At 66.5% G+C, this 19144-nt stretch carries 17 protein-coding genes; 16 read left to right on the top strand and 1 reads right to left on the bottom strand.

The features are described from left to right. Window positions 1-31 precede the first annotated feature (31 nt). The 7 genes from IM543_17355 to rlmD all read left to right on the top strand — a co-directional run bounded on the left by IM543_17355 (window position 32) and on the right by rlmD (window position 8275). A complete protein-coding gene (locus tag IM543_17355) occupies window positions 32-640 on the top strand; it encodes a toll/interleukin-1 receptor domain-containing protein (GenBank protein ID QOY93314.1) in 609 nt (202 codons plus the stop codon). A gap of 8 nt (window positions 641-648) precedes the next feature. Then, complete coding sequence (locus IM543_17350) at window positions 649-2829, top strand: tetratricopeptide repeat protein (GenBank protein ID QOY93313.1); 2181 nt, start codon at window positions 649-651, stop codon at window positions 2827-2829. A gap of 114 nt (window positions 2830-2943) precedes the next feature. Then, window positions 2944-3678, top strand: a complete 735-nt coding sequence (gene surE, locus IM543_17345; protein ID QOY93312.1) for a 5'/3'-nucleotidase SurE — start codon at window positions 2944-2946, stop codon at window positions 3676-3678. Beyond that, a complete protein-coding gene (locus IM543_17340) occupies window positions 3675-4583 on the top strand; it encodes a protein-L-isoaspartate(D-aspartate) O-methyltransferase (GenBank protein ID QOY93311.1) in 909 nt (302 codons plus the stop codon). Before surE ends, IM543_17340 begins: the two co-directional genes overlap by 4 nt. A gap of 213 nt (window positions 4584-4796) precedes the next feature. Beyond that, window positions 4797-5714, top strand: a complete 918-nt coding sequence (locus tag IM543_17335; protein ID QOY93310.1) for a peptidoglycan DD-metalloendopeptidase family protein — start codon at window positions 4797-4799, stop codon at window positions 5712-5714. Between the two features lie 23 nt (window positions 5715-5737). Next, a complete protein-coding gene (gene rpoS / locus IM543_17330; protein ID QOY93309.1) occupies window positions 5738-6745 on the top strand; it encodes an RNA polymerase sigma factor RpoS in 1008 nt (335 codons plus the stop codon). A 141-nt stretch (window positions 6746-6886) separates the two neighbouring features. Beyond that, the gene (gene rlmD, locus IM543_17325; GenBank protein QOY93308.1) at window positions 6887-8275 is read left to right on the top strand and encodes a 23S rRNA (uracil(1939)-C(5))-methyltransferase RlmD; all 1389 of its coding nucleotides are present in this window, start codon (window positions 6887-6889) and stop codon (window positions 8273-8275) included. Window positions 8276-8481: 206 nt separating this feature from the next. Here the strand turns inward: rlmD and IM543_17320 are convergent, their stop codons facing one another. Beyond that, the gene (locus IM543_17320; GenBank protein ID QOY93307.1) at window positions 8482-9177 is read right to left on the bottom strand and encodes a Bax inhibitor-1/YccA family protein; all 696 of its coding nucleotides are present in this window, start codon (window positions 9175-9177) and stop codon (window positions 8482-8484) included. A 233-nt stretch (window positions 9178-9410) separates the two neighbouring features. On the opposite strand from IM543_17320, the gene ndk reads away from it, so the two are divergent. The 9 genes from ndk to der all read left to right on the top strand — a co-directional run bounded on the left by ndk (window position 9411) and on the right by der (window position 19116). After that, window positions 9411-9836 (top strand): nucleoside-diphosphate kinase, encoded by a 426-nt coding sequence (ndk, locus tag IM543_17315; GenBank protein QOY93306.1) that lies wholly within the window; start codon window positions 9411-9413, stop codon window positions 9834-9836. Window positions 9837-9975: 139 nt separating this feature from the next. Next, complete coding sequence (gene rlmN, locus IM543_17310) at window positions 9976-11145, top strand: 23S rRNA (adenine(2503)-C(2))-methyltransferase RlmN (protein QOY93305.1); 1170 nt, start codon at window positions 9976-9978, stop codon at window positions 11143-11145. Then, on the top strand, window positions 11145-11948 hold the full coding sequence (gene pilW, locus IM543_17305) for a type IV pilus biogenesis/stability protein PilW (GenBank protein QOY93304.1): 804 nt from the start codon (window positions 11145-11147) through the stop codon (window positions 11946-11948). The genes rlmN and pilW overlap by 1 nt, the downstream gene beginning before the upstream one ends. 24 nt (window positions 11949-11972) lie before the next feature. Beyond that, window positions 11973-12956 carry a DUF4115 domain-containing protein gene (locus tag IM543_17300; protein ID QOY93303.1) on the top strand — a complete coding sequence of 328 codons (984 nt, stop codon included), beginning with the start codon at window positions 11973-11975 and terminating at the stop codon, window positions 12954-12956. A gap of 24 nt (window positions 12957-12980) precedes the next feature. After that, a complete protein-coding gene (ispG, locus tag IM543_17295) occupies window positions 12981-14264 on the top strand; it encodes a flavodoxin-dependent (E)-4-hydroxy-3-methylbut-2-enyl-diphosphate synthase (GenBank protein ID QOY96733.1) in 1284 nt (427 codons plus the stop codon). Window positions 14265-14410: 146 nt separating this feature from the next. Beyond that, window positions 14411-15781: a histidine--tRNA ligase gene (hisS, locus tag IM543_17290; GenBank protein ID QOY93302.1), complete on the top strand. Its 1371-nt coding sequence runs from the start codon at window positions 14411-14413 to the stop codon at window positions 15779-15781. A gap of 61 nt (window positions 15782-15842) precedes the next feature. Continuing rightward, window positions 15843-16508 (top strand): tetratricopeptide repeat protein, encoded by a 666-nt coding sequence (locus tag IM543_17285; protein ID QOY93301.1) that lies wholly within the window; start codon window positions 15843-15845, stop codon window positions 16506-16508. Between the two features lie 85 nt (window positions 16509-16593). Then, window positions 16594-17763 (top strand): outer membrane protein assembly factor BamB, encoded by a 1170-nt coding sequence (bamB, locus tag IM543_17280; GenBank protein QOY93300.1) that lies wholly within the window; start codon window positions 16594-16596, stop codon window positions 17761-17763. Between the two features lie 9 nt (window positions 17764-17772). Beyond that, on the top strand, window positions 17773-19116 hold the full coding sequence (gene der, locus IM543_17275; GenBank protein QOY93299.1) for a ribosome biogenesis GTPase Der: 1344 nt from the start codon (window positions 17773-17775) through the stop codon (window positions 19114-19116). The last annotated feature ends 28 nt before the right edge of the window (window positions 19117-19144 follow it).

Below are 19144 nucleotides of genomic sequence, written 5' to 3'. Positions count from 1 at the left end.
GCCGGTGAGCACATTGATTGGGGAGGGCAGCATGGCGATCCGTTACGGATGTTTCTTCAGCTACGCGCACGGCAGGCATGAACTGATGAACCGGTTCAAGAACGCCCTGGCCGACGCGCTGCGCTGCTATCTCGAACCCTACTTCGACAACGAAGACGAACTATTCATCGACACCGAACAGTTGGGCGGTGGCGACGACCTCGACCGCAAGATCGCGCGCGCGATGTGCGAGAGCGTGTGCATGATCCTCATTTATACGCCCAAATACGAGGCGCACGCCTACACCCGGCGCGAGTACGCCGCCATGCGCCTGCTGGAAAGCGAGCGCGCCACCTGGTATCCGCTGCCGAGCCGCCTGATCATTCCGGTCATCATGACGCGGCATCCGGAATCGCTGCCGCCGCAGGTTACCGACAGCACGTTCTACGTCGACTTCTCGCATTTCACGATGGCGACCGCCGACCTCAAGTCGAATCCCGACTTCCTCCCCGACATCGACAAGATGGTCAGGCGTATTGCCGAGCATTACGAATGCCAAAAAATCCATACGCCATCCAACCATGACTGCAACCAATTCGAGCTTCCCGATGTCCCACCCGAATGGCGCGCGATGCCAAGCCTGACCTTCCCGAAAAAATGAGGAGCCATATGGAACAGGATCGTCTTTCGCTTTCACCTGCGCTTTCCGGTACGCTCTTGCCGCTGGACAGTCCCGGTCAGGTGAGCACGTTTTACGCCTACGAAGGCGGCCCGGCCCGCAACGGCCTGCTGGCCGCGATGGCGCTGCAGCTGGCCGCCGACACGGCCCAGGCGCCGGTGCTGGTCATCGACTGGGACCTCGAATCGCCCTCGCTGCACGGCTACTTCGGCACGCTGCAGGACGAGGACGAGAGCGAGAGCGAGAACTATAACGAGCAGGGCAAGGCGCCCGGGCTGGTGGAGTACATCGGGGCGCTGCGCGACGAACTGCGCCTGCGGCGCCTCACCCGCGACGATGCCGCCGCTGGCCTGGCGGACGAGCTGCTCGATGCGGTCGACTGGCGCCCCCATATCCGGCGCGCCGACGGCCGCTATCCGCTTTATTTGATGCGTGCCGGCCGCTTCGACGATGCCTACGTCGAGCGCGCCGGGCGTCTCGACTGGGACGCCCTGTTCGATGCCTGTCCGGCGCTGCCGCGCCGGTTCGCCGCCCGTATGGCGCGCCACTTCCGCCACGTGCTGGTGGCCGCCAGCGCCGGACGCTCGTCGAGCGTCAGTGTCTGCACCACGCTGGTGCCCGACCGCCTGGTCGGCCTGTTCACCCCCAGCCCCGGCAGCCTGGACGGGTTCGAGGGCGTGGTGCGGCGCGCTATCGAGTACCGCTGCACGCACGAGGACGAACAGCGGCCGCTGCTGGTGTATCCGGTGGCGTGCGCCGCCGACGGCGCACGCAGCGACCCGGGCCAGCGCTGGCGCCGCGGCGATCCGGCGCATGGCATGGCCGGCTACCAGGCGCGTAGCGAAGGCTTGCTGCGCGACGCCTACGGCACCAGCCTGCTGGGCCTGGAAAGCTGGTTCGACGAAGTCCAGTTGCCGCTGTGCGAGGCCGTCGCCATCGACGACAGCGGCGGCGCCGCGCGCGGTGCGCTGGCGCGCCCCGCGAGCTGCCTGCTGTCGTGGTTCCTCCATGGGTGTCTTCCATGGCAGTCCCTGGCCGAGGTGCGCCTGCGCCTGGCGAGCGCGCACGCCCGCGCCGAGCAGGGCGCCGCGGCCACCGCGCGGCTGGCCGGCCAGCTCGCGCGGCTCGCCACGCTCTGCCACAAAGAAGGTCGCGAGCGCGAAGCGGCCGGTCTGCTCGGCGAAAGCCTGGCGCTGCGCCGTTCCGTGCAGGGCGAGGAACACCCCGAGGCGCGCGCCGCCCTGGCCGCGCTGGCTGCGCTGCACTTCACGGGAGGCAGGCTGGACGAGGCGCGCCGCAGCTACGAACAGCTGGTCCGGCTGTGCGCGCGCAGCACCGATTCCGAAGATCCCGAAACGCTGGCGGCCCGCTCGGGCCTGGCGCGCGTGCTCGGCCGGCTCGGGGAGCGCGAACGCGCGCTGGCCCTGCACGAACAGGTGGTGGCGAGCTGCGAGCGGCGCTGGGGCGACGCCCACCCGGCCACGCTCGACAGCCTCGAAGACCTGGCCGTCACCCTGCGCGAGCAGCACGAGAACGAGCGCGCACGGGTGCTGTTCGAGCGCGTGCTCGACGGCCGCCGGCGGCTGCAGGGCGGCGAGCACGAAAACACGCTGCGCTGCGGACAGCGGCTGGCCCAGCTGCTCGGGAAGATGGGCGACCTCGGCAATGCACGACGCCTGCTCGAGGCCGTGCTGCGCGGACGCGAACGCCAGGACGGCCGCTACGCGGTGCCGACCCTGCAGGCGCGCGAGGCGCTGACCAGGATCCTTGCCGCCCAGGGCGACATGGCGGCGGTACGCATCATCCACGCTGCGCACACCCTGCTGCCGGAGCGCACGCCCGGCGTTGCCCACCCCGATGAGCACCCGGATGCGCACCCCGATGCGCACCCGGTATTCGACAGCCTGCAGCACAAGTGCGCCCAGCTGAAAGACCTGATCGACCGGGACAGCCAGCACGAAGCGCGGGCGCTGGCCGACAGCCTGGCGCATTCGGTGCAGTGGCCGAGTGTGGCACTTCCGCTACGCAAGCGCGTGACGGCCATGATCGAGCAGGTCTACCTGCAGGAAGGGGACAAGGACGCGGCGCTGGCCTTCAACAAGGGCCTGGTCTCGTCTCTGGAGGGGGCGCTGTTCCGGAGCGCACCCGACCATCCACAGGGCTTGCGTTAACGACAATACGGTGCGCTGGGGCGGGCGATCCGGCGCCACAAAAAATCGCCGTCAGGAAACAAAAAGGCAGCGTCGACGAACGAAGCGACCGTTGCTTCAGGTAAAATCGCGTACATGCGAATTCTTATCAGTAACGATGACGGCTACCTGGCGCCTGGTATCAGTGCGCTGGCCGATGCCTTGTCCGCGATTGCGGACATCGTGGTGGTCGCACCCGACAGCAATCGCTCGGGTGCGTCGAATTCGCTGTCGCTCGACCGTCCGCTGACGGTCACGAAAGCGGCGAACGGTTTTCATTTTGTCAATGGCACCCCCACCGATTGCGTCCACGTCGCCCTGACCGCGATGATGGACAGCCCGCCCGACCTGGTCGTCTCGGGCATCAACAATGGCCAGAACATGGGCGACGATACCCTGTATTCCGGCACCGTGGCGGCCGCAACCGAAGCCTACCTGTTTGGTATCCCCGCGATCGCGTTCTCGCAGGTGCACTCGGGCTGGGCCCACGTCGACGCCGCCGCCCGGGTCGCACGCGAGATCGTCGAGCGCCGCTTCGACAAGCTCGAACTGCCCTTCCTGTTCAACGTGAACATCCCGAACCTGCCTTACGAGCAGATCGGCCCGCTGACCCCCGCGCGCCTCGGCCGCCGTCACCAGGCCGAGCCGGTGATCCGTTCGCAGGATCCGCGCGGCCGCGAAATCTTCTGGATCGGGGCGCCCGGCGCCTGCCGCGACGCCGGCGAGGGTACCGATTTCCACACCACCGCACAGGGCTGCGTGTCGATCACGCCGCTGCAGATCGACCTGACCCACAAGGCCCAGCTGGAACTGCTGCGGGGAATCATATGAGCGACACGCGCAGCACCGACAAGCGCAGCACCTTTCCGCTGCCGCTGTCCTCCGTGACCGGCGGCGGCATCCGCAAGCCGGTCGCGCCCTCGCCGGTGGCGACGCCGCAGACCGCCACCCGCAATGCCAGCAGCGCAGTGGGAACGGGGACGCGCGCGGGAGCGGCCTCGACGGCGCCGTCGGCGCGTCCGCCCGGCTATGCCCAGGCCCACACGCCTTCCGCGCCGGTCGCGCAGCGTTCCGAGCTGATGGCATCGGAAGCGCTGCGGCGCGCCATGGTGGCGCGCGTGGCGCGCCAGGGCGTCAAGGACGGCGTCGTGCTAAGCGCGATGGAAGCGGTACCGCGCCACCTGTTCATCGAACCGGCCCTGTCCGCGCAAGCCTACATCGATGCCTCGCTGCCGATCGGGCACAACCAGACGATTTCGCAGCCCTACATCGTGGCGCGCATGATCGAGGCGATGCGCGAGGCCACGCGCGCCTCGCCCCAGCAAGGCAGGCAGCTGGGCAGGGTGCTCGAGATCGGCACCGGCTGCGGCTACCAGGCCGCGGTGCTGTCCTTCGTGGCGCGCGAGGTGTATTCGATCGAGCGCATCAGGCCGCTGCACGAGCTGGCCAAGACCAAGTTGCGGCCGCTGCGGATTTCGAACCTGCGTTTGCAATATGGCGATGGTATGCTAGGCTTGCCGCAGGTTGCGCCTTTCGACGGCATCATCCTCGCAGCCGCGGGACTCGAAGTGCCGCGTGCGCTGCTCGAACAGTTGGCCGTCGGCGCGCACCTCGTCGCGCCGGTCGGCGCCCAGGTCCAGCACCTGCAACGCATTACCCGCATCGGCAAGAGCGAATGGGCCAGCGAAACGCTGGAAGCGTGCCATTTCGTGCCGCTGCGTCCCGGTACCATTTAGCGCGGCGTGTCCGCGCGCCGGCGTGCGCCCTGGCGCCGCGCCGATGCCCGGCCCTGCCTGGTGCCACTACTGCCGGGTCAACGCGACCGGCTCCGCCGGCGTTGAAGAGCCTGGCCCGATCGGCATGGCTTCGGCCGCCGATGTCCGCCGCGTGCAGCGCCTGGCCTGGAGCCGGGCAGCGCGCCACAGAACATGAACAGAAACAGAAAGACAATGAACCAAGCACCCCGATTAGCACTGCTCACCCTCGCCCTCGGCCTGCTGGCCGGTTGTAACTCCGTCACGCGCCAGGCCCCGGTTGTCGAGCGTACCGCCGGCCCGAAAGCGTCGCAGGCGCGCCCGGCTCCGGCCACCCGCGCCGACGACGCGAAGGACGAGAAGGGCATGTACACCGTGCGCCGCGGCGACACCCTGCTGCGCATCGCGCTGGACAACGGCGAAGACTACCGCGACCTGGTCGCCTGGAACAAGCTGCGCGATCCGGACGACATCAAGGTCGGCCAGGTCTTGCGCGTCGCGCCGCCGGAACGCGGCGAGCGCGCCGCCAACGTGCAGACCCAGCCCGTCCCGATGCCGCCGAGCCCGACGCCGCCGCGCAAGAGCGCGCCGCGCGCCGACAAGCAGCCCTACAGCGATAGCGTCGCCGCCAACCCGTCGGATGCGCCGGCACGCAACGAGCCGGTCCGTCCCGTCGCTGCAACGCCGGCGGCCGCCCCGGCCCCCGCTGTCGCTGCCGGCAGCGCCGCGGGCGCCGGCGACGAAGACCGGCTGAGCTGGATGTGGCCGGCCGACGGCCGCATCGTCGCCAGCTTCGACGAAGGCCGCAACAAGGGCATCGATATCGCCGGCCGTCCCGGACAACAGGTGGTGGCGGCAGGCGCCGGCAAGGTGATGTACGCTGGTAGTGGCATCCGGGGTTATGGTAACCTCGTGATCGTCAAGCACAACAACAGCTTGCTGTCGGCCTACGCGCACAACCGCAAGATCGTCGTCAAGGAAGGCGATAACGTGGCCAAGGGCCAGATGATTGCGGAAATGGGCGATTCGGACGCCGACTCGGTCAAATTGCATTTCGAGATCCGCCAACAGGGCAAACCCGTCGATCCGTCGAGGTTCCTGCCCGGCCGATAAAAGGTGGGAAGGGTAGGGAGGGTATGACGCAGCCGCCGCACTCGCTGGACCAGCAGGAGACAGACGAGTTTCCGGACGAACCGGAACGCGACGGTGCGCTTGCGGCCGATGGGGCCGAGGTGCTGGCGAGCGTCCCCGAGATCGAGCCGGCCGTCGACACGGTGGACGAGCTGCGCAAGGTCTTGCAGGCCGAGCTCGCCACCGACACCACCCAGCACTACCTGAACCAGATCGGCACCCGGCCGCTCCTGAGCGCGGCCGAGGAAGTCCAGGTGGCCACCCTGGCCAAGGCGGGCGACTTCGCGGCGCGCCAGAAGATGATCGAGCATAACCTGCGCCTGGTCGTCTCGATCGCCAAGCACTACATCAACCGCGGGGTCGTGCTGCTCGACCTGATCGAAGAAGGCAATATCGGACTGATGCGCGCGATCGACAAGTTCGAGCCCGAGCGCGGCTTCCGTTTTTCCACCTACGCCACCTGGTGGATCCGCCAGAGCATCGAGCGCGCCATCATGAACCAGGCGCGCACGGTGCGCTTGCCGGTGCACATGGTGCGCGAACTCAACGGGGTCCTGCGCGCCAAGTACCACCTCGAGGCCCAGAAGCACGACGGCAAGGAAGCCACCTGCGAAGACATCGCCAGCCTGGTGGGCCGGCCGGTGGAAGAGGTGCAGGACATCCTGGCGCTGTCCGAGCACGCGGCTTCGCTCGACGCCCCGCTCGACAACGACCCCACTTCCAGCCTGATGGACATGCTGCCCGACGATGGCGAGGCCAGTCCGGACGCCCGCGCCGAGCATCACGAAATGACGCTGCTGGTGCGCGACTGGCTGGGGCGCTTGCCCGACAAGCAGCGCCAGGTGGTGACGCGGCGCTTCGGCCTGGACAACGACGATCCGGCCACGCTCGAGACCCTGGCCGAAGAGATGGGCGTGACGCGCGAACGGGTGCGCCAGATCCAGCAGGAGGCGCTGGTCAAGCTCAAGCGGGCGATGGCGGCGCGCGGCGTGGTGCGCGACTCGCTGTTGTAGGGGCTGCCGTCGCCAGGCCGGCCCTCCCGGTAGCGGCCACCCCATTTCCTTGTTATCATCTCCGCCGGGCGAATGCGCCCATTTTTTATTTGCGAACTCCCTGCACAGCCTGTCCTGTGCCCACTTCTTTTATTCACCACCATGCAAGAAATTTTCATCGACATCAAAGCCCTGGATGCCGACGCGCGCGGCGTCGGTCACCTCGAGAATGAAGACGGCACGCCGGGCAAGGTCATCTTCGTCGAAGGCGCGCTGCCGGGCGAACGCGTCAGTTTCGAGACGCTGCGCAAGAAGAAGAACTGGGAGTCGGGCCGCATGCTCACCCTGCAGCGCGCCTCGTCGATGCGCGTGGAGCCGAAGTGCAAGCATTTCGGCTATTGCGGCGGCTGCTCGATGCAGCACCTGGAGGCATCAAGCCAGGTGGCGATGAAGCAGCGCGTGCTCGAGGACAACCTCTGGCACCTGGGCAAGGTGAAGTCCGAGAACATCATGCGTCCGCTGTACGGCCCGACCTGGGACTACCGCTTCCGGGCGCGCCTGTCGGTGCGCCACGTGGCCAAGAAGGGCGGGGTGCTGGTCGGCTTCCACGAGCGCGCCTCGTCCTACGTGGCCGACATCACCTACTGCGAGATCCTGCCGGACCACGTCGCCCGCCTGATCGTGCCGCTGCGCGAATTCATCGGCCAGCTGTCGATCTACAACCAGCTTCCGCAGATCGAGGTCGCGATCGGCGAAGAAGTCACGGTGCTGGTGCTGCGCATCATGGCCCCGCTCAGCCCGGCCGACGAGGAACTGGCGAAAGCCTTCGCCGACAAGTGGGACATCCAGTGGTGGCTGCAGCCGAAGGGCCCGGACACGGCCTATCCGTACTACCCCCTGGGCAAGGAGCTCTACTACACGCTGCCCGAGTTCGGCATTCGCATGCCCTTCAAGCCGACCGATTTCACCCAGGTGAACCACCAGATCAACCGCGTGCTGGTGTCGAAGGCGCTGCGCCTCTTGGCGGTGCAGCCGGGCGAGCGCGTGGCCGACCTGTTCTGCGGCCTGGGCAACTTCACGCTGCCGCTGGCGACCCGGGCGGGCGAGGTGGTCGGCATCGAAGGCAGCACCGCGCTGACCACGCGCGCGCTGGAGAACGCACAGGCCAACGGGCTGGCGGCCAAGACGGCGTTCTCGACCCGCAACCTGTTCGAAGTGACGAAGGACGACCTGGTCGTGCTGGGCAAATTCGACCGCATGCTGGTCGATCCGCCGCGCGACGGCGCGATGGCGCTGTCGCTGGCGCTGGCCGAGCTGCGCCAGACCCACGAGGAACTGATGCCGCAGCGGATCGTGTACGTCTCGTGCAGCCCGTCGACGCTGGCGCGCGATGCCGGCATCCTGGTGCACAAGGCAGGTTACGTGCTGAAGAAGGCGGGGGTGTGCAATATGTTCCCGCATACCTCGCACGTGGAGTCGATCGCGGTGTTCGAGCTGGGACCGAAGCCGGTCGCTGCCGCCGCGTACGAAGTGCCCGCCGACGCCGCTTGACGCAGGGTGGGCGGGGTAAATTCGGGCAACGCCCGGAATTACAAACGCCCACGCGGCGATAGTTGGTGGATGAATAGCGCTCCGGCGGCTTCTCCGTGATTTGAACGCGTGGGCAGGAGACCTGCCCACCCTACGAAAACCGCATTAGCACGCGACAACAAAAAAGCCGACCCGCGGGTCGGCTTGTTCATTGCGGCTGAAACCGCTTAGTCGTCGCCGCCGAAAATGCCCAGCAGGCGCAGCAGGCTGGTGAAGATGTTGTACACGTCCAGGTAGATCGACAGCGTGGCGCTGATGTAGTTGGTCTCGCCGCCGTTGACGATGCGCTGCACGTCATACAGGATGAAGGCCGAGAAGATGCCGATCGCCAGCACCGAGACGACGATCGTCAGGGCCGACATCTGCAGGAAGATGTTGGCGATCGCAGCCAGGACCAGCACGATCACGCCGGCCATCAGCCAGCTGCCCATGCCCGAGAAGTCGCGCTTGGAGGTGGTGGCGATGCTGGCCATCACGGCGAACACGCAGGCGGTGCCGCCGAAGGCGGTCATGATCAGGGTGCCGCCATTGCTGTAGCCGAGGGTGTGCTGCAGCAGCGGGGTCAGCATCAGGCCCATGATGAAGGTGAAGGTCAGCAGCAAGCCCAGGCCGACGGCGGAATCCTTGTACTTCTGGATCGCGAAAATGAAGCCGAACGCGACCAGCATCAGGGCCAGGAAGCCCAACCCGCCGATGCCGGCCATCAGGTTGAGCGACACGCCGAGGTACGCGCCCAGCACGGTCGGGATCATCGACAGCGCCAGCAGCCAGTAGGTGTTGCGCAAGACATTGTTGCGTGCGACCTGGCCCCGACCGGCTTTGGTCAGGTCGATCGTGCTGCGGGGTTGCGAATTAGGGAACATGGTGCCTCCGGTTGATGGATGAGCCGTCACTGAAAACATACACGAAGGAGCTTAAGCGTGGATGAAAACAGGACGGTTTTACGGTGCAACTCTACCACTTTGCTTGCCAGTGCTGCAATATCGGTTATATGAGGGATGTATGGTAAAATTAAAGGTTGATTGAGTTCATAAAAGTTGTTGCAGACTCTCACCAAGTTCTTGATCCAAACCTTTCTTTTTATTGGAGTTTTTAAATGGCAATCGAACGCACCCTGTCGATCATCAAACCGGACGCAGTTGCAAAAAACGTGATCGGCCAAATCTATAGCCGCTTCGAAGGCGCTGGCCTGAAAGTCGTCGCTGCACGCATGACCCAGCTGTCGCAGGCCGAAGCCGAAGGCTTCTACGCCGTGCACGCGGCACGTCCGTTCTTCAAGGACCTGGTCAACTTCATGATCTCGGGTCCGGTCATGATCCAGGTGCTCGAAGGCGAAGGCGCGATCCTGAAGAACCGCGACCTGATGGGCGCGACCGATCCGAAGAAAGCCGACGCCGGCACCATCCGCGCCGACTTCGCCGACTCGATCGACGCCAACGCCGTCCACGGTTCGGACGCCGCTGAAACCGCTGCCCAGGAAATCGCGTACTTCTTCCCGGCACTGAACGTCTACTCGCGTTAATTAGCAGGGGGACGGCCGGTATGGCAGCGCAGTCCGGGCGCGCCCCGGTCGAATTCTCCCCGGACTAATTGAAAGAGGTAAGCCACTCGCCCGCGGCCCCGGGCCGGCGCGAGTGGTTTCAGGAATAAAGGATTTTGCCATGACGACGCTCACCAACCTGCTGGACTTCGATCCCGCGCAACTCATTGCGTACTGCGCCGAGCTGGGTGAGAAACCGTTCCGGGCCAAGCAACTGCAGCGCTGGATCCACCAGTTCGGAGCGCAAGACTTCGACGACATGACCGACCTGGCCAAGTCGCTGCGCGAAAAACTCAAGACCCGCGCCGAGATCCGTGCCCCCGGCATCATCAGCGACCATACCTCGACGGACGGCACCCGCAAGTGGCTGGTCGACGTCGGCAACGGCAACGCCGTGGAAACCGTGTTCATCCCGGAAGAAAACCGCGGCACGCTGTGCATCTCGACGCAGGCCGGCTGCGCCGTCAACTGCCGCTTCTGCTCGACCGGCAAGCAGGGCTTCAACCGCAACCTCACCGTGGCCGAGATCATCGGCCAGCTGTGGATGGCCGAGTTCGAGCTGCGCCGTACCAAGGGCATCGAGCCGGGCCCGAAGGGCGAGCGCCAGATCACCAACGTGGTCATGATGGGCATGGGCGAGCCGCTGCTCAACTACGAGCCGACCGTCACCGCGCTCAAGCTGATGCTCGACGATAACGCCTACGGCCTGTCGCGCCGCCGCGTGACGCTGTCGACCTCGGGCGTGGTCCCGAACATCGACAAGCTGGCGCAGGACGTGCCGGTGGCCCTGGCGGTGTCGCTGCACGCGTCGAACGACGCCCTGCGCGACATCCTGGTGCCGTTGAATAAGAAATACCCGCTGCGCGAGCTGCTGGCCGCCTGCAAGCGCTACCTCGAATTCGCCCCGCGCGACTTCATTACCTTCGAATACTGCATGCTCGACGGCTTCAACGACAGCGACGAGCATGCGCGCGAACTGATCGCCCTGGTGAACGATCCGGCCGTCGGGGTGAACTGCAAGTTCAACCTGATCCCGTTCAATCCGTTCCCGGAATCGGGCCTGACGCGCTCGAAGAACCCGCGCATCAAGGCCTTCGCCCAGGTGCTGATGGACGCCGGCATCGTGACCACCGTGCGCAAGACGCGCGGCGACGACATCGACGCCGCCTGCGGCCAGTTGGCCGGCGAGGTGCAGGACCGCACCCGCGTGGCCCAGCGCATGGAAAAGATGGCCGAGTACCAGAACAAGTTCGGCGCCGACTTCGGCCGCATCGTGGAGATCCCGTCCTGATGGCGCGCTTCGCCGGCCGCGCTGCGTTCCTGGTCGCGCCCGTGTTCGCGCTTGCCCTCCTGGCGGGCTGCGCCGGCAATGGCGGCGGCGAACTGAAGACCGCGTCGGACCAGACGGCGGCGGAGAAGCGCGCCTCGATCCGCATGCAGCTGGCGGTCGGCTACTACCAGAACGCCCAGTACGACACCGCGCTGGACGAGGTCAAGAAGGCGATCGCCGCCGAGCCGGACAATGCCGAGGCCTACGGCCTGCGGGCCCTGATCTACACCGCGATGGGCAGGCTGGCGCTGGCCGACGAGAACTACCGGACCGCGCTGCGCATCGAGCCGGGCAACCCGGAGCTGTCGAACAACTACGGTTCCTTCCTGTGCCAGTCGCTGGACAAGCCGGCGCAGGCGATGCCTTACTTCGATGCGGCGCTGCGCGACCGGGCCTACCGGACGCCGGTGAGCGCGCTGGTGAATGCGGGCGTGTGCAGCATCCGCAGCCGCGATTTCCAGGCCGCCGAGCGCTACCTGCTGGAGGCCGTGCGCTACAACCCTGACCTGCAGGCCACGAATGCCGGCCTGGCGCGGATCTATTACGAGCGGCGCGACTACCAGCGCGCCGGTTTTTTCATTAACCGCCTGATCGAGACGTCGAAACTCGACACGCTGTCGGCCGATGCGCTCTGGCTGGCGCTGCGCGTGCAGCGCAAGCTGGGCGACCGGACCCGCGAGGCCAGCCTGGCAGCCCAGCTGCGGCGGCGCTTCCCCGGTTCGCCCGAGTACACGGCCTTCGAGCGCGGCGCATTTGATGAGTGAAACACTCAAAGTGAGACGAGGACAATGAACGAGCATGCAGACCAGCCGGCCACGCCGGGTAACGACGCCGGCGTCCCCGGCAAGACCCTGCAATCCCAGCGCGAAGCGATGGGCTGGAGCGTGGAGCAGGTGGCCGACCAGCTGAAGCTGGCGCCGCGCCAGGTGGTGGCGCTGGAAGCCGGCGATCACGCTTCGCTCCCGAGCCCGGCCGTGACGCGCGGTTTCGTGCGCGCCTACGCCAAACTCCTGAAGATCGACGCCACCCCGCTGGTGGCAGCGATCCCGATGAACATGCCGCCGGAAGCCCAGGCCGGCGCGACCGCATCGATTCCGCGCCGCGAACAGCGCCCGGCCTCGTTCTCGCAAAGCCGCTTCCCGATCGGCGGCAAGCGCAGCAAGGTGCCGACCGGCGCCTTCTTCGGCGCCGCGGCCGTGATCGCGGCCGGCTTCGCGCTGTGGCACTTCGGCCTGCTCCCGGGCAGCCGCCCGGCGGATGGCGCCAGCACCGCCGTGCTCGAGTCGCCGGTGGCCGCGCCGGCACTCCAGGGCGCCACCCCCTTGCCTGCGCAGGATGCGCTGCAGCACCCGTCGGTGCCGCTGATCTCGGTGCCGGCGCCCGCCGGCGAAGGCACTGCGCCGGCAGCGGCCGCTCCCTCGGGCACGCCAGGCGCGACGCCGTCCGCGCCGGCCTCCGCCGTGACGACGCCGGCGCCTGCCGTCGCCGCGGCAGTGCCGGCGGCGGCGCCGCCAAGCGCGGCGGCCGCGGGCGCCAATGCGCTCGTGCTGAACGTGCGTGAAGACGCCTGGATCGGCGTGCGTCCGGTCGGCGGCGGCAAGCCGCTGATCTGGCGCGAGGTCAAGGCCGGTTCGCTGGAAACCGTCGAGGTCGCCGGACCGGTCGTGCTGACCGTCGGTAACCCTGCCGGCGTGACGGCCACCCTGCGTGGCGCGGCGGTCGCCCTGCAGCAGGTGCCGGGCAAGACATTCGCGCAAGTGTCCTTGAAGTAAAGAATGAAAGATCGGGAACAGAACATGATCGTGAACGAATCCTGCCTCGGCCAACCGATTCCCTCGGGCCCGCTCGCGCGCCGCGCCAGCCGGAAGGTCGCGGTTTCGCACGGCGCGCGTACCGTCTGGGTCGGCGGCGATGCGCCGGTGGTGGTGCAGTCGATGACCAACACCGATACGGCCGACGCGATCGGCACCGCGATCCAGGTCAAGGAACTGGCGCGCGCCGGTTCCGAGATCGTGCGCATCACGGTGGACACGCCGGCCGCCGCCGCCGCGGTGCCGGCGATCCGCGAACAGCTCGACCGCATGGAGATCGACACTCCGCTGGTGGGCGACTTCCACTACAACGGCCACCTGCTGCTGCGCGACTATCCGGAATGCGCGCAGGCGCTGTCGAAATACCGCATCAACCCGGGCAACGTGGGGCAGGGCGCCAAGCGCGACACCCAGTTCGCCCAGATGATCGAGATCGCGGCAAGATACGACAAGCCGGTGCGCATCGGCGTCAACTGGGGCAGCCTGGATCAAACGCTACTGGCCCGCATCATGGACGAGAATGCCGCGCGCGCCACGCCCTGGAGCGCCCAGGCCGTGATGTACGAAGCGCTCATCACTTCCGCGATCGAGAACGCGGTGCGCGCCGAAGAAGTGGGCCTGGCGCGCGACAAGATCATTTTGTCGTGCAAGGTGTCGGGCGTGCAGGACCTGATCGCGGTCTACCGCGAACTGGCGCGTCGCTGCGACTACCCGCTGCACCTGGGCCTGACCGAGGCCGGCATGGGCAGCAAGGGCATCGTCGCCTCGACCGCTGCACTGTCGGTGCTGCTGCAGGAAGGCATCGGCGACACCGTCCGCATCTCGCTCACGCCGGAACCGGGCGGCGACCGCACCAGGGAAGTCGTGGTCGGCCAGGAAATCCTGCAGACCATGGGCCTGCGCAAGTTCACCCCGATGGTGATCGCCTGCCCGGGTTGCGGCCGCACGACCTCGACCGTGTTCCAGGAGCTGGCGGACAACATCCAGACCTTCCTGCGCGAGCAGATGCCGGAGTGGAAGAAGACCTATCCGGGCGTGGAAGCGATGAACGTGGCCGTGATGGGCTGCATCGTCAACGGCCCGGGCGAATCGAAGCACGCGAACATCGGCATCAGCCTGCCGGGTACGGGCGAATCGCCGGCGGCGCCGGTGTTCGTCGACGGCCAGAAGTTCGCCACCTTGCGCGGCGAGCGTATCGTGGACGAGTTCAAGACCATCGTGCTGAATTACGTACAGAAGAACTACAGCCGCGAAGCGGTGACGGAATGAATTGGTAGGGTGGGCGGGGTAATTTCGGGCAGTGCCCGGAATTACAAACGCCCACGCGTCCAACTTCCTGGTGCTCTGCCACAGTGCATCCGTGAGTTGAACGCGCGGGCGGCGGAGCCGCCCACCCTACAAGAGCGAAAGAAACTATGTCCAAACCAGAAAAAATCGTCGCCGTCAAAGGCATGAACGACATCCTCCCGCAAGACGCACCGATGTGGGAGCTGTTCGAGAACACCGCCGAGACCATCCTGAAGAGCTACGGCTACCAGAAGATCGTCACCCCGATCGTCGAGGATACCTCGCTGTTCGCGCGCGCCATCGGCGCCGTCACCGACATCGTCGAGAAGGAGATGTACTCCTTCGAGGATTCGATGAACGGCGACCAGCTGACCCTGCGTCCGGAAGGCACCGCCGGCGTGGTGCGCGCCGTGCTGGAACATAACCTGGTGTACGACGGCCCCAAGCGCCTGTGGTACAAGGGCCCGATGTTCCGCCACGAGCGCCCGCAGCGCGGCCGCTACCGCCAGTTCTTCCAGTTCGGCGCCGAAGCCGTCGGCTTCTCGGGCCCGGACATCGACGCCGAGCTGATCATGCTGTGCCGCCGCCTGTGGGACGACCTCGGCCTGCAGAACGTGCGTCTCGAGCTGAATTCGATCGGCAACGCCGACGAGCGCCTGCGCCACCGCGCCGACCTGATCGCCTATCTCGAACAGCACGAGGACATCCTCGACGCCGAGGCCAAGCGCCGCCTGCACAGCAATCCGCTGCGCATCCTGGACACCAAGAACCCGGCGATGCAGGACATGGTCAACGGCGCGCCCAAGCTGCTCGACTACCTGGGCGAGGAGTCGCTGGCCCACTTGAACGGCCTGAAGAAGATCCTCGACCGCAACGCGGTGCAGTACACCATCAACCCGCGCCTGGTGCGCGGCCTCGACTACTACAACCGCACCGTGTTCGAGTGGGTCACCGACGAGCTGGGCTCGCAGGGCACGATCTGCGCGGGCGGGCGCTACGACCCGCTGATCGAACAGTTCGGCGGCAAGGCCACCCCGGCGATCGGTTTCGCGATGGGCATCGAGCGCATCATCGAGCTGATGAAGGGGCTGGGCGACAGCGCCGCCCCGGCGCAGTGCGACGTGTACCTGGTCCACCAGGGCGAGCAAGCCCAGGCTCAGGCCTTCATCCTGGGCGAGCGTCTTCGGGATGCCGGCCTGGATGTTGTGTTACATTGCGCAACGCCGGCAGGCGCGGGCAGCTTCAAGAGCCAGATGAAGAAGGCCGACGGCAGCGGCGCGGCCTTTGCCGTGATCATCGGCGAAGACGAGATTGCTTCCGGCCAGGCCGTGGTCAAGGCCATGCGCGGCGAATTCGCCAGCCAGGGCGGCGAACAGCAGCAGGCCAAAGTCGCCTTCGAGAACGTGGTCGACCATGTGGTCGACCAGATCGTCGGCGGCGGCGAGCACGACTGCGACGACGAGAACTGCAACGAGCACGGGCATCACCACCGTCCCTGATCGCCTTCAGCGGGCGGCAACAGCACCGATCCACCACCACTAGAACAACACAGAGCAGACCATGGCATACGATCTCGAAGAACAGGAACAGATAGCGAACTTCAAGGCCTTCTGGGCGCGTTTCGGCAACCTCATCATGGGCGTGCTGATCGTCGCGCTGCTGTCCTACGCCGGCTACAATTTCTGGCAATCGCACAAGCGCACCCAGGCCGTCGAGGCCTCGGCGCTGTACGACGAACTCCAGGCGGCGCTGGCGGCCAGCGACAACGCCAAGACCCAGCGCATCGCCGGCGACATCCAGAACAAGTACGAGGGCACGGTCTACGCGCCGATGGCGGCGCTGGCCGCCGCCAAGGCCGCGTTCGACGCGACCGACCTGAAGACCGCCAAGGCCCAGCTGCAGTGGGCGGTGGACCACGGCGACGAGGAATACCAGGCCATCGCCAAGCTGCGCCTGGCCGGCGTGCTGCTCGACGAGAAGGCCTACGACGCCGCGCTCAAGCTGCTCGGCCAGAGCTTCCCGGCGCAGTTCTCGGCCGAAGTGGCGGACCGCAAGGGCGACGTGCTGGTGGCGCAAAACAAGATTGCCGAGGCGCGCCAGGCCTACGTGGCCGCGCTGGCGGCGATGCACAAGGATAACCCGGGCCGCCAGCTGGTCCAGGTGAAGCTCGAAGCCATCGGCGGTACGGTGCCGGCGCAAGCCGCAGACGCCAAGGCAGCCGCGTAATACCCAAGATTGACAGGCCCGCGCCCGCCGCCAAGGCGCGCGCGGGTTTCGCGGTTTCTACAGTCCAGGAACAAGGTTAAAGAATATGCGTATTAGCAGCAAACTTGTTGGTGTTGGTGTACTGGCCCTGATGACGGGCTGCTCGAGCCTTCCCTCGATGCCCTCCTTCAGCTCGCTCAATCCCTTCTCCAAGCCGAAGACCGACCAGCCGGCGCCGCTGGTCGAGCTGAAGGCGACGATGGCCGTGCGTACCGCATGGAAGCTCGACATCGGCAAGGCCGGACCGTACAGCTTCTCGCCGGCGCTGGCCGGCAACACCGTGGTGGTGGCCGGCGGCGGCGGCGACATCGCCCGCGTCGAAGCGGCCACCGGCAAGCAGCTGTGGCGCACCAAGGCCGGCACCGAGCTGAGCGCCGGCGTCGGCACCGACGGCAACCTGATCGTGGTCGGCGGCGCCAAGGGCACCGTGCTGGCCTTCGACATGGATGGCAAGAAGCTGTGGACCGCGCAGCTGTCGAGCGAGATCCTGTCCTCGCCGGTGGTGGGGCAGGGCATCGTCGTCGCACGCAGCCTGGACAACCGCATCGTCGGCCTGGACGCCCAGACCGGCGAAAAGAAATGGACCGTGCAGCGCACCTCGCCGGCCCTGACCCTGCGCACCGCGCCGGGCATGATCATCAACGGCAGCGACGTCATCATCGCCCAGCCGGCCGGCCGCCTGTCCTCGTTCATCCTGGCGACCGGCGCACCGCGCTGGGACCTGGAAGTGGGCGTGGCGCGCGGCGCGACCGAACTCGAGCGCGTGACCGACATCGGTGGCGCCCCGGTGCTGTTCGAAGGCGATGTCTGCGCGGTGTCCTACCAGGGCCGCGTCGGCTGCTTCGACGCCGCCGCCGGTTCGGCCAAGTGGACCCGCGACCTGTCGTCCGAAGTCGGCGTCGCCGTCGACCAGCGCTTCGTGTTCGCGCCGGACGACAAGGGCGCGCTGTTCGCCTTCAACCGCGACACCGGATCGAGCGCCTGGAAGAACGACAAGCTGAGCTTCCGCCGGCTGTCGACCCCGGTCTCCTATGGCCGCGCCGTGGCCGTGGGCGACTACCAGGGCATCGTGCATTTCCTGTCGCGCGAGGATGGATCCTTCCTTGCGCGCGCCTCCCTTGATGGCAGCGCCGTCATCGGCACTCCGCTGGTGGCTGGATCGCACCTGATTTTTCAAACACAAAATGGAACTGTGGCCGCCATTGCGGTCGAATAAAATAACACCATGAAGCCGGTAATTGCACTCGTTGGTCGCCCGAACGTCGGGAAGTCGACCCTATTCAACCGCCTGACCCGTTCGCGGGACGCGCTGGTTGCCGACCTCCCTGGCCTGACCCGCGACCGCCACTATGGCGAAGGCCGGATCGGCGAACGCCCGTTCCTGGTCATCGACACCGGCGGTTTCGAACCGGTGGCCAAAGAGGGCATCATGCACGAGATGGCGCTGCAGACGCGCCAGGCGGTGGCCGAAGCCGACGTCGTCGTGTTCATCGTCGACGGTCGCCAGGGCCTGACCCCGCACGACAAGACCATCACCGATTACCTGCGCAAGTCGGGCCGCAAGGTCATGTTGGTGGTTAACAAGTCCGAGGGCATGAAGTACACCTCGGTCACCGCCGACTTCTACGAACTCGGCATGGGCGACCCCTACGTCATCTCCGCCGCCCACGGCGACGGCGTGCACGACCTGGTGAACGAGGCGCTCGATGTCGCCTTCGCGAACCGTACCGACGAAGAAGACGAACCCGAGCATCCCGACCATGGCATCAAGATCGCCATCGTCGGCCGCCCGAACGTCGGCAAATCGACCCTGATCAACACCCTGGTCGGCGAGCAGCGCGTGATCGCCTTCGACATGCCGGGCACCACCCGCGACTCGATCGAAGTGCCGTTCGAGCGCGAAGGCAAGAAATACACGCTGATCGACACCGCCGGCATCCGCCGCCGCGGCAAGATCTTCGAGGCGATCGAGAAATTCTCGGTGGTCAAGACCATGCAGTCGATCTCGGACGCCAACGTGATCGTGCTGCTGCTCGACGCCCAGCAGGACATCTCCGAGCAGGACGCCCACATTGCCGGCTTCATCCTGGAGTCGGGCAGGGCGCTGGTGGTGGCGGTGAACAAATGGGATGGCCTGCAGTCGGATGACCGCGACGAGGTCAAGATCGACCTCGACCGCAAGCTGGACTTCCTGTCCTTCGCAAAAACCCACTTCGTGTCGGCGCTCAAGGGTACCGGCATCAGCCAGCTGATGAAGTCGGTGGACGCCGCCTATGCCGCCGCCACCGCCAACCTGTCGACCCCGCGCCTGACCCGCGCGCTGCAGGAAGCAATCGAAAAGCAGGAGCCGAAGCGCAAGGGCAGCACGCGTCCCAAGCTGCGCTACGCCCACCAGGGCGGACAGAATCCGCCGATCATCGTCATCCACGGTAACGCGCTGGAAGCCGTCAGCGAGCCCTACAAGCGCTACCTGGAGCGGCATTTCCGTGACACCTTCAATCTGGTCGGCACCCCGGTTCGTATCGAGCTCAAGAGCGGCAAGAACCCATTTGCCAAGGAGCAGAAATAGCCGTAGCAGTACGACAAAAAGTGGCAAA

Source organism: Massilia sp. UMI-21 (assembly GCA_015277795.1).
Classification (GTDB): Bacteria; Pseudomonadota; Gammaproteobacteria; order Burkholderiales; family Burkholderiaceae_D; genus Telluria.
This window is presented reverse-complemented; position numbering and strand designations above follow the sequence as displayed.

Bases quoted from the DNA above. Each gene is read 5' to 3' on its own strand.
- IM543_17355 (QOY93314.1), top strand. From the start codon at position 32: ATGGCGATCCGTTACGGATGTTTCTTCAGCTACGCGCACGGCAGGCAT.
- IM543_17350 (QOY93313.1), top strand. From the start codon at position 649: ATGGAACAGGATCGTCTTTCGCTTTCACCTGCGCTTTCCGGTACGCTC.
- surE (QOY93312.1), top strand. From the start codon at position 2,944: ATGCGAATTCTTATCAGTAACGATGACGGCTACCTGGCGCCTGGTATC.
- IM543_17340 (QOY93311.1), top strand. From the start codon at position 3,675: ATGAGCGACACGCGCAGCACCGACAAGCGCAGCACCTTTCCGCTGCCG.
- IM543_17335 (QOY93310.1), top strand. From the start codon at position 4,797: ATGAACCAAGCACCCCGATTAGCACTGCTCACCCTCGCCCTCGGCCTG.
- rpoS (QOY93309.1), top strand. From the start codon at position 5,738: ATGACGCAGCCGCCGCACTCGCTGGACCAGCAGGAGACAGACGAGTTT.
- rlmD (QOY93308.1), top strand. From the start codon at position 6,887: ATGCAAGAAATTTTCATCGACATCAAAGCCCTGGATGCCGACGCGCGC.
- IM543_17320 (QOY93307.1), bottom strand. From the start codon at position 9,177: ATGTTCCCTAATTCGCAACCCCGCAGCACGATCGACCTGACCAAAGCC.
- ndk (QOY93306.1), top strand. From the start codon at position 9,411: ATGGCAATCGAACGCACCCTGTCGATCATCAAACCGGACGCAGTTGCA.
- rlmN (QOY93305.1), top strand. From the start codon at position 9,976: ATGACGACGCTCACCAACCTGCTGGACTTCGATCCCGCGCAACTCATT.
- pilW (QOY93304.1), top strand. From the start codon at position 11,145: ATGGCGCGCTTCGCCGGCCGCGCTGCGTTCCTGGTCGCGCCCGTGTTC.
- IM543_17300 (QOY93303.1), top strand. From the start codon at position 11,973: ATGAACGAGCATGCAGACCAGCCGGCCACGCCGGGTAACGACGCCGGC.
- ispG (QOY96733.1), top strand. From the start codon at position 12,981: ATGATCGTGAACGAATCCTGCCTCGGCCAACCGATTCCCTCGGGCCCG.
- hisS (QOY93302.1), top strand. From the start codon at position 14,411: ATGTCCAAACCAGAAAAAATCGTCGCCGTCAAAGGCATGAACGACATC.
- IM543_17285 (QOY93301.1), top strand. From the start codon at position 15,843: ATGGCATACGATCTCGAAGAACAGGAACAGATAGCGAACTTCAAGGCC.
- bamB (QOY93300.1), top strand. From the start codon at position 16,594: ATGCGTATTAGCAGCAAACTTGTTGGTGTTGGTGTACTGGCCCTGATG.
- der (QOY93299.1), top strand. From the start codon at position 17,773: ATGAAGCCGGTAATTGCACTCGTTGGTCGCCCGAACGTCGGGAAGTCG.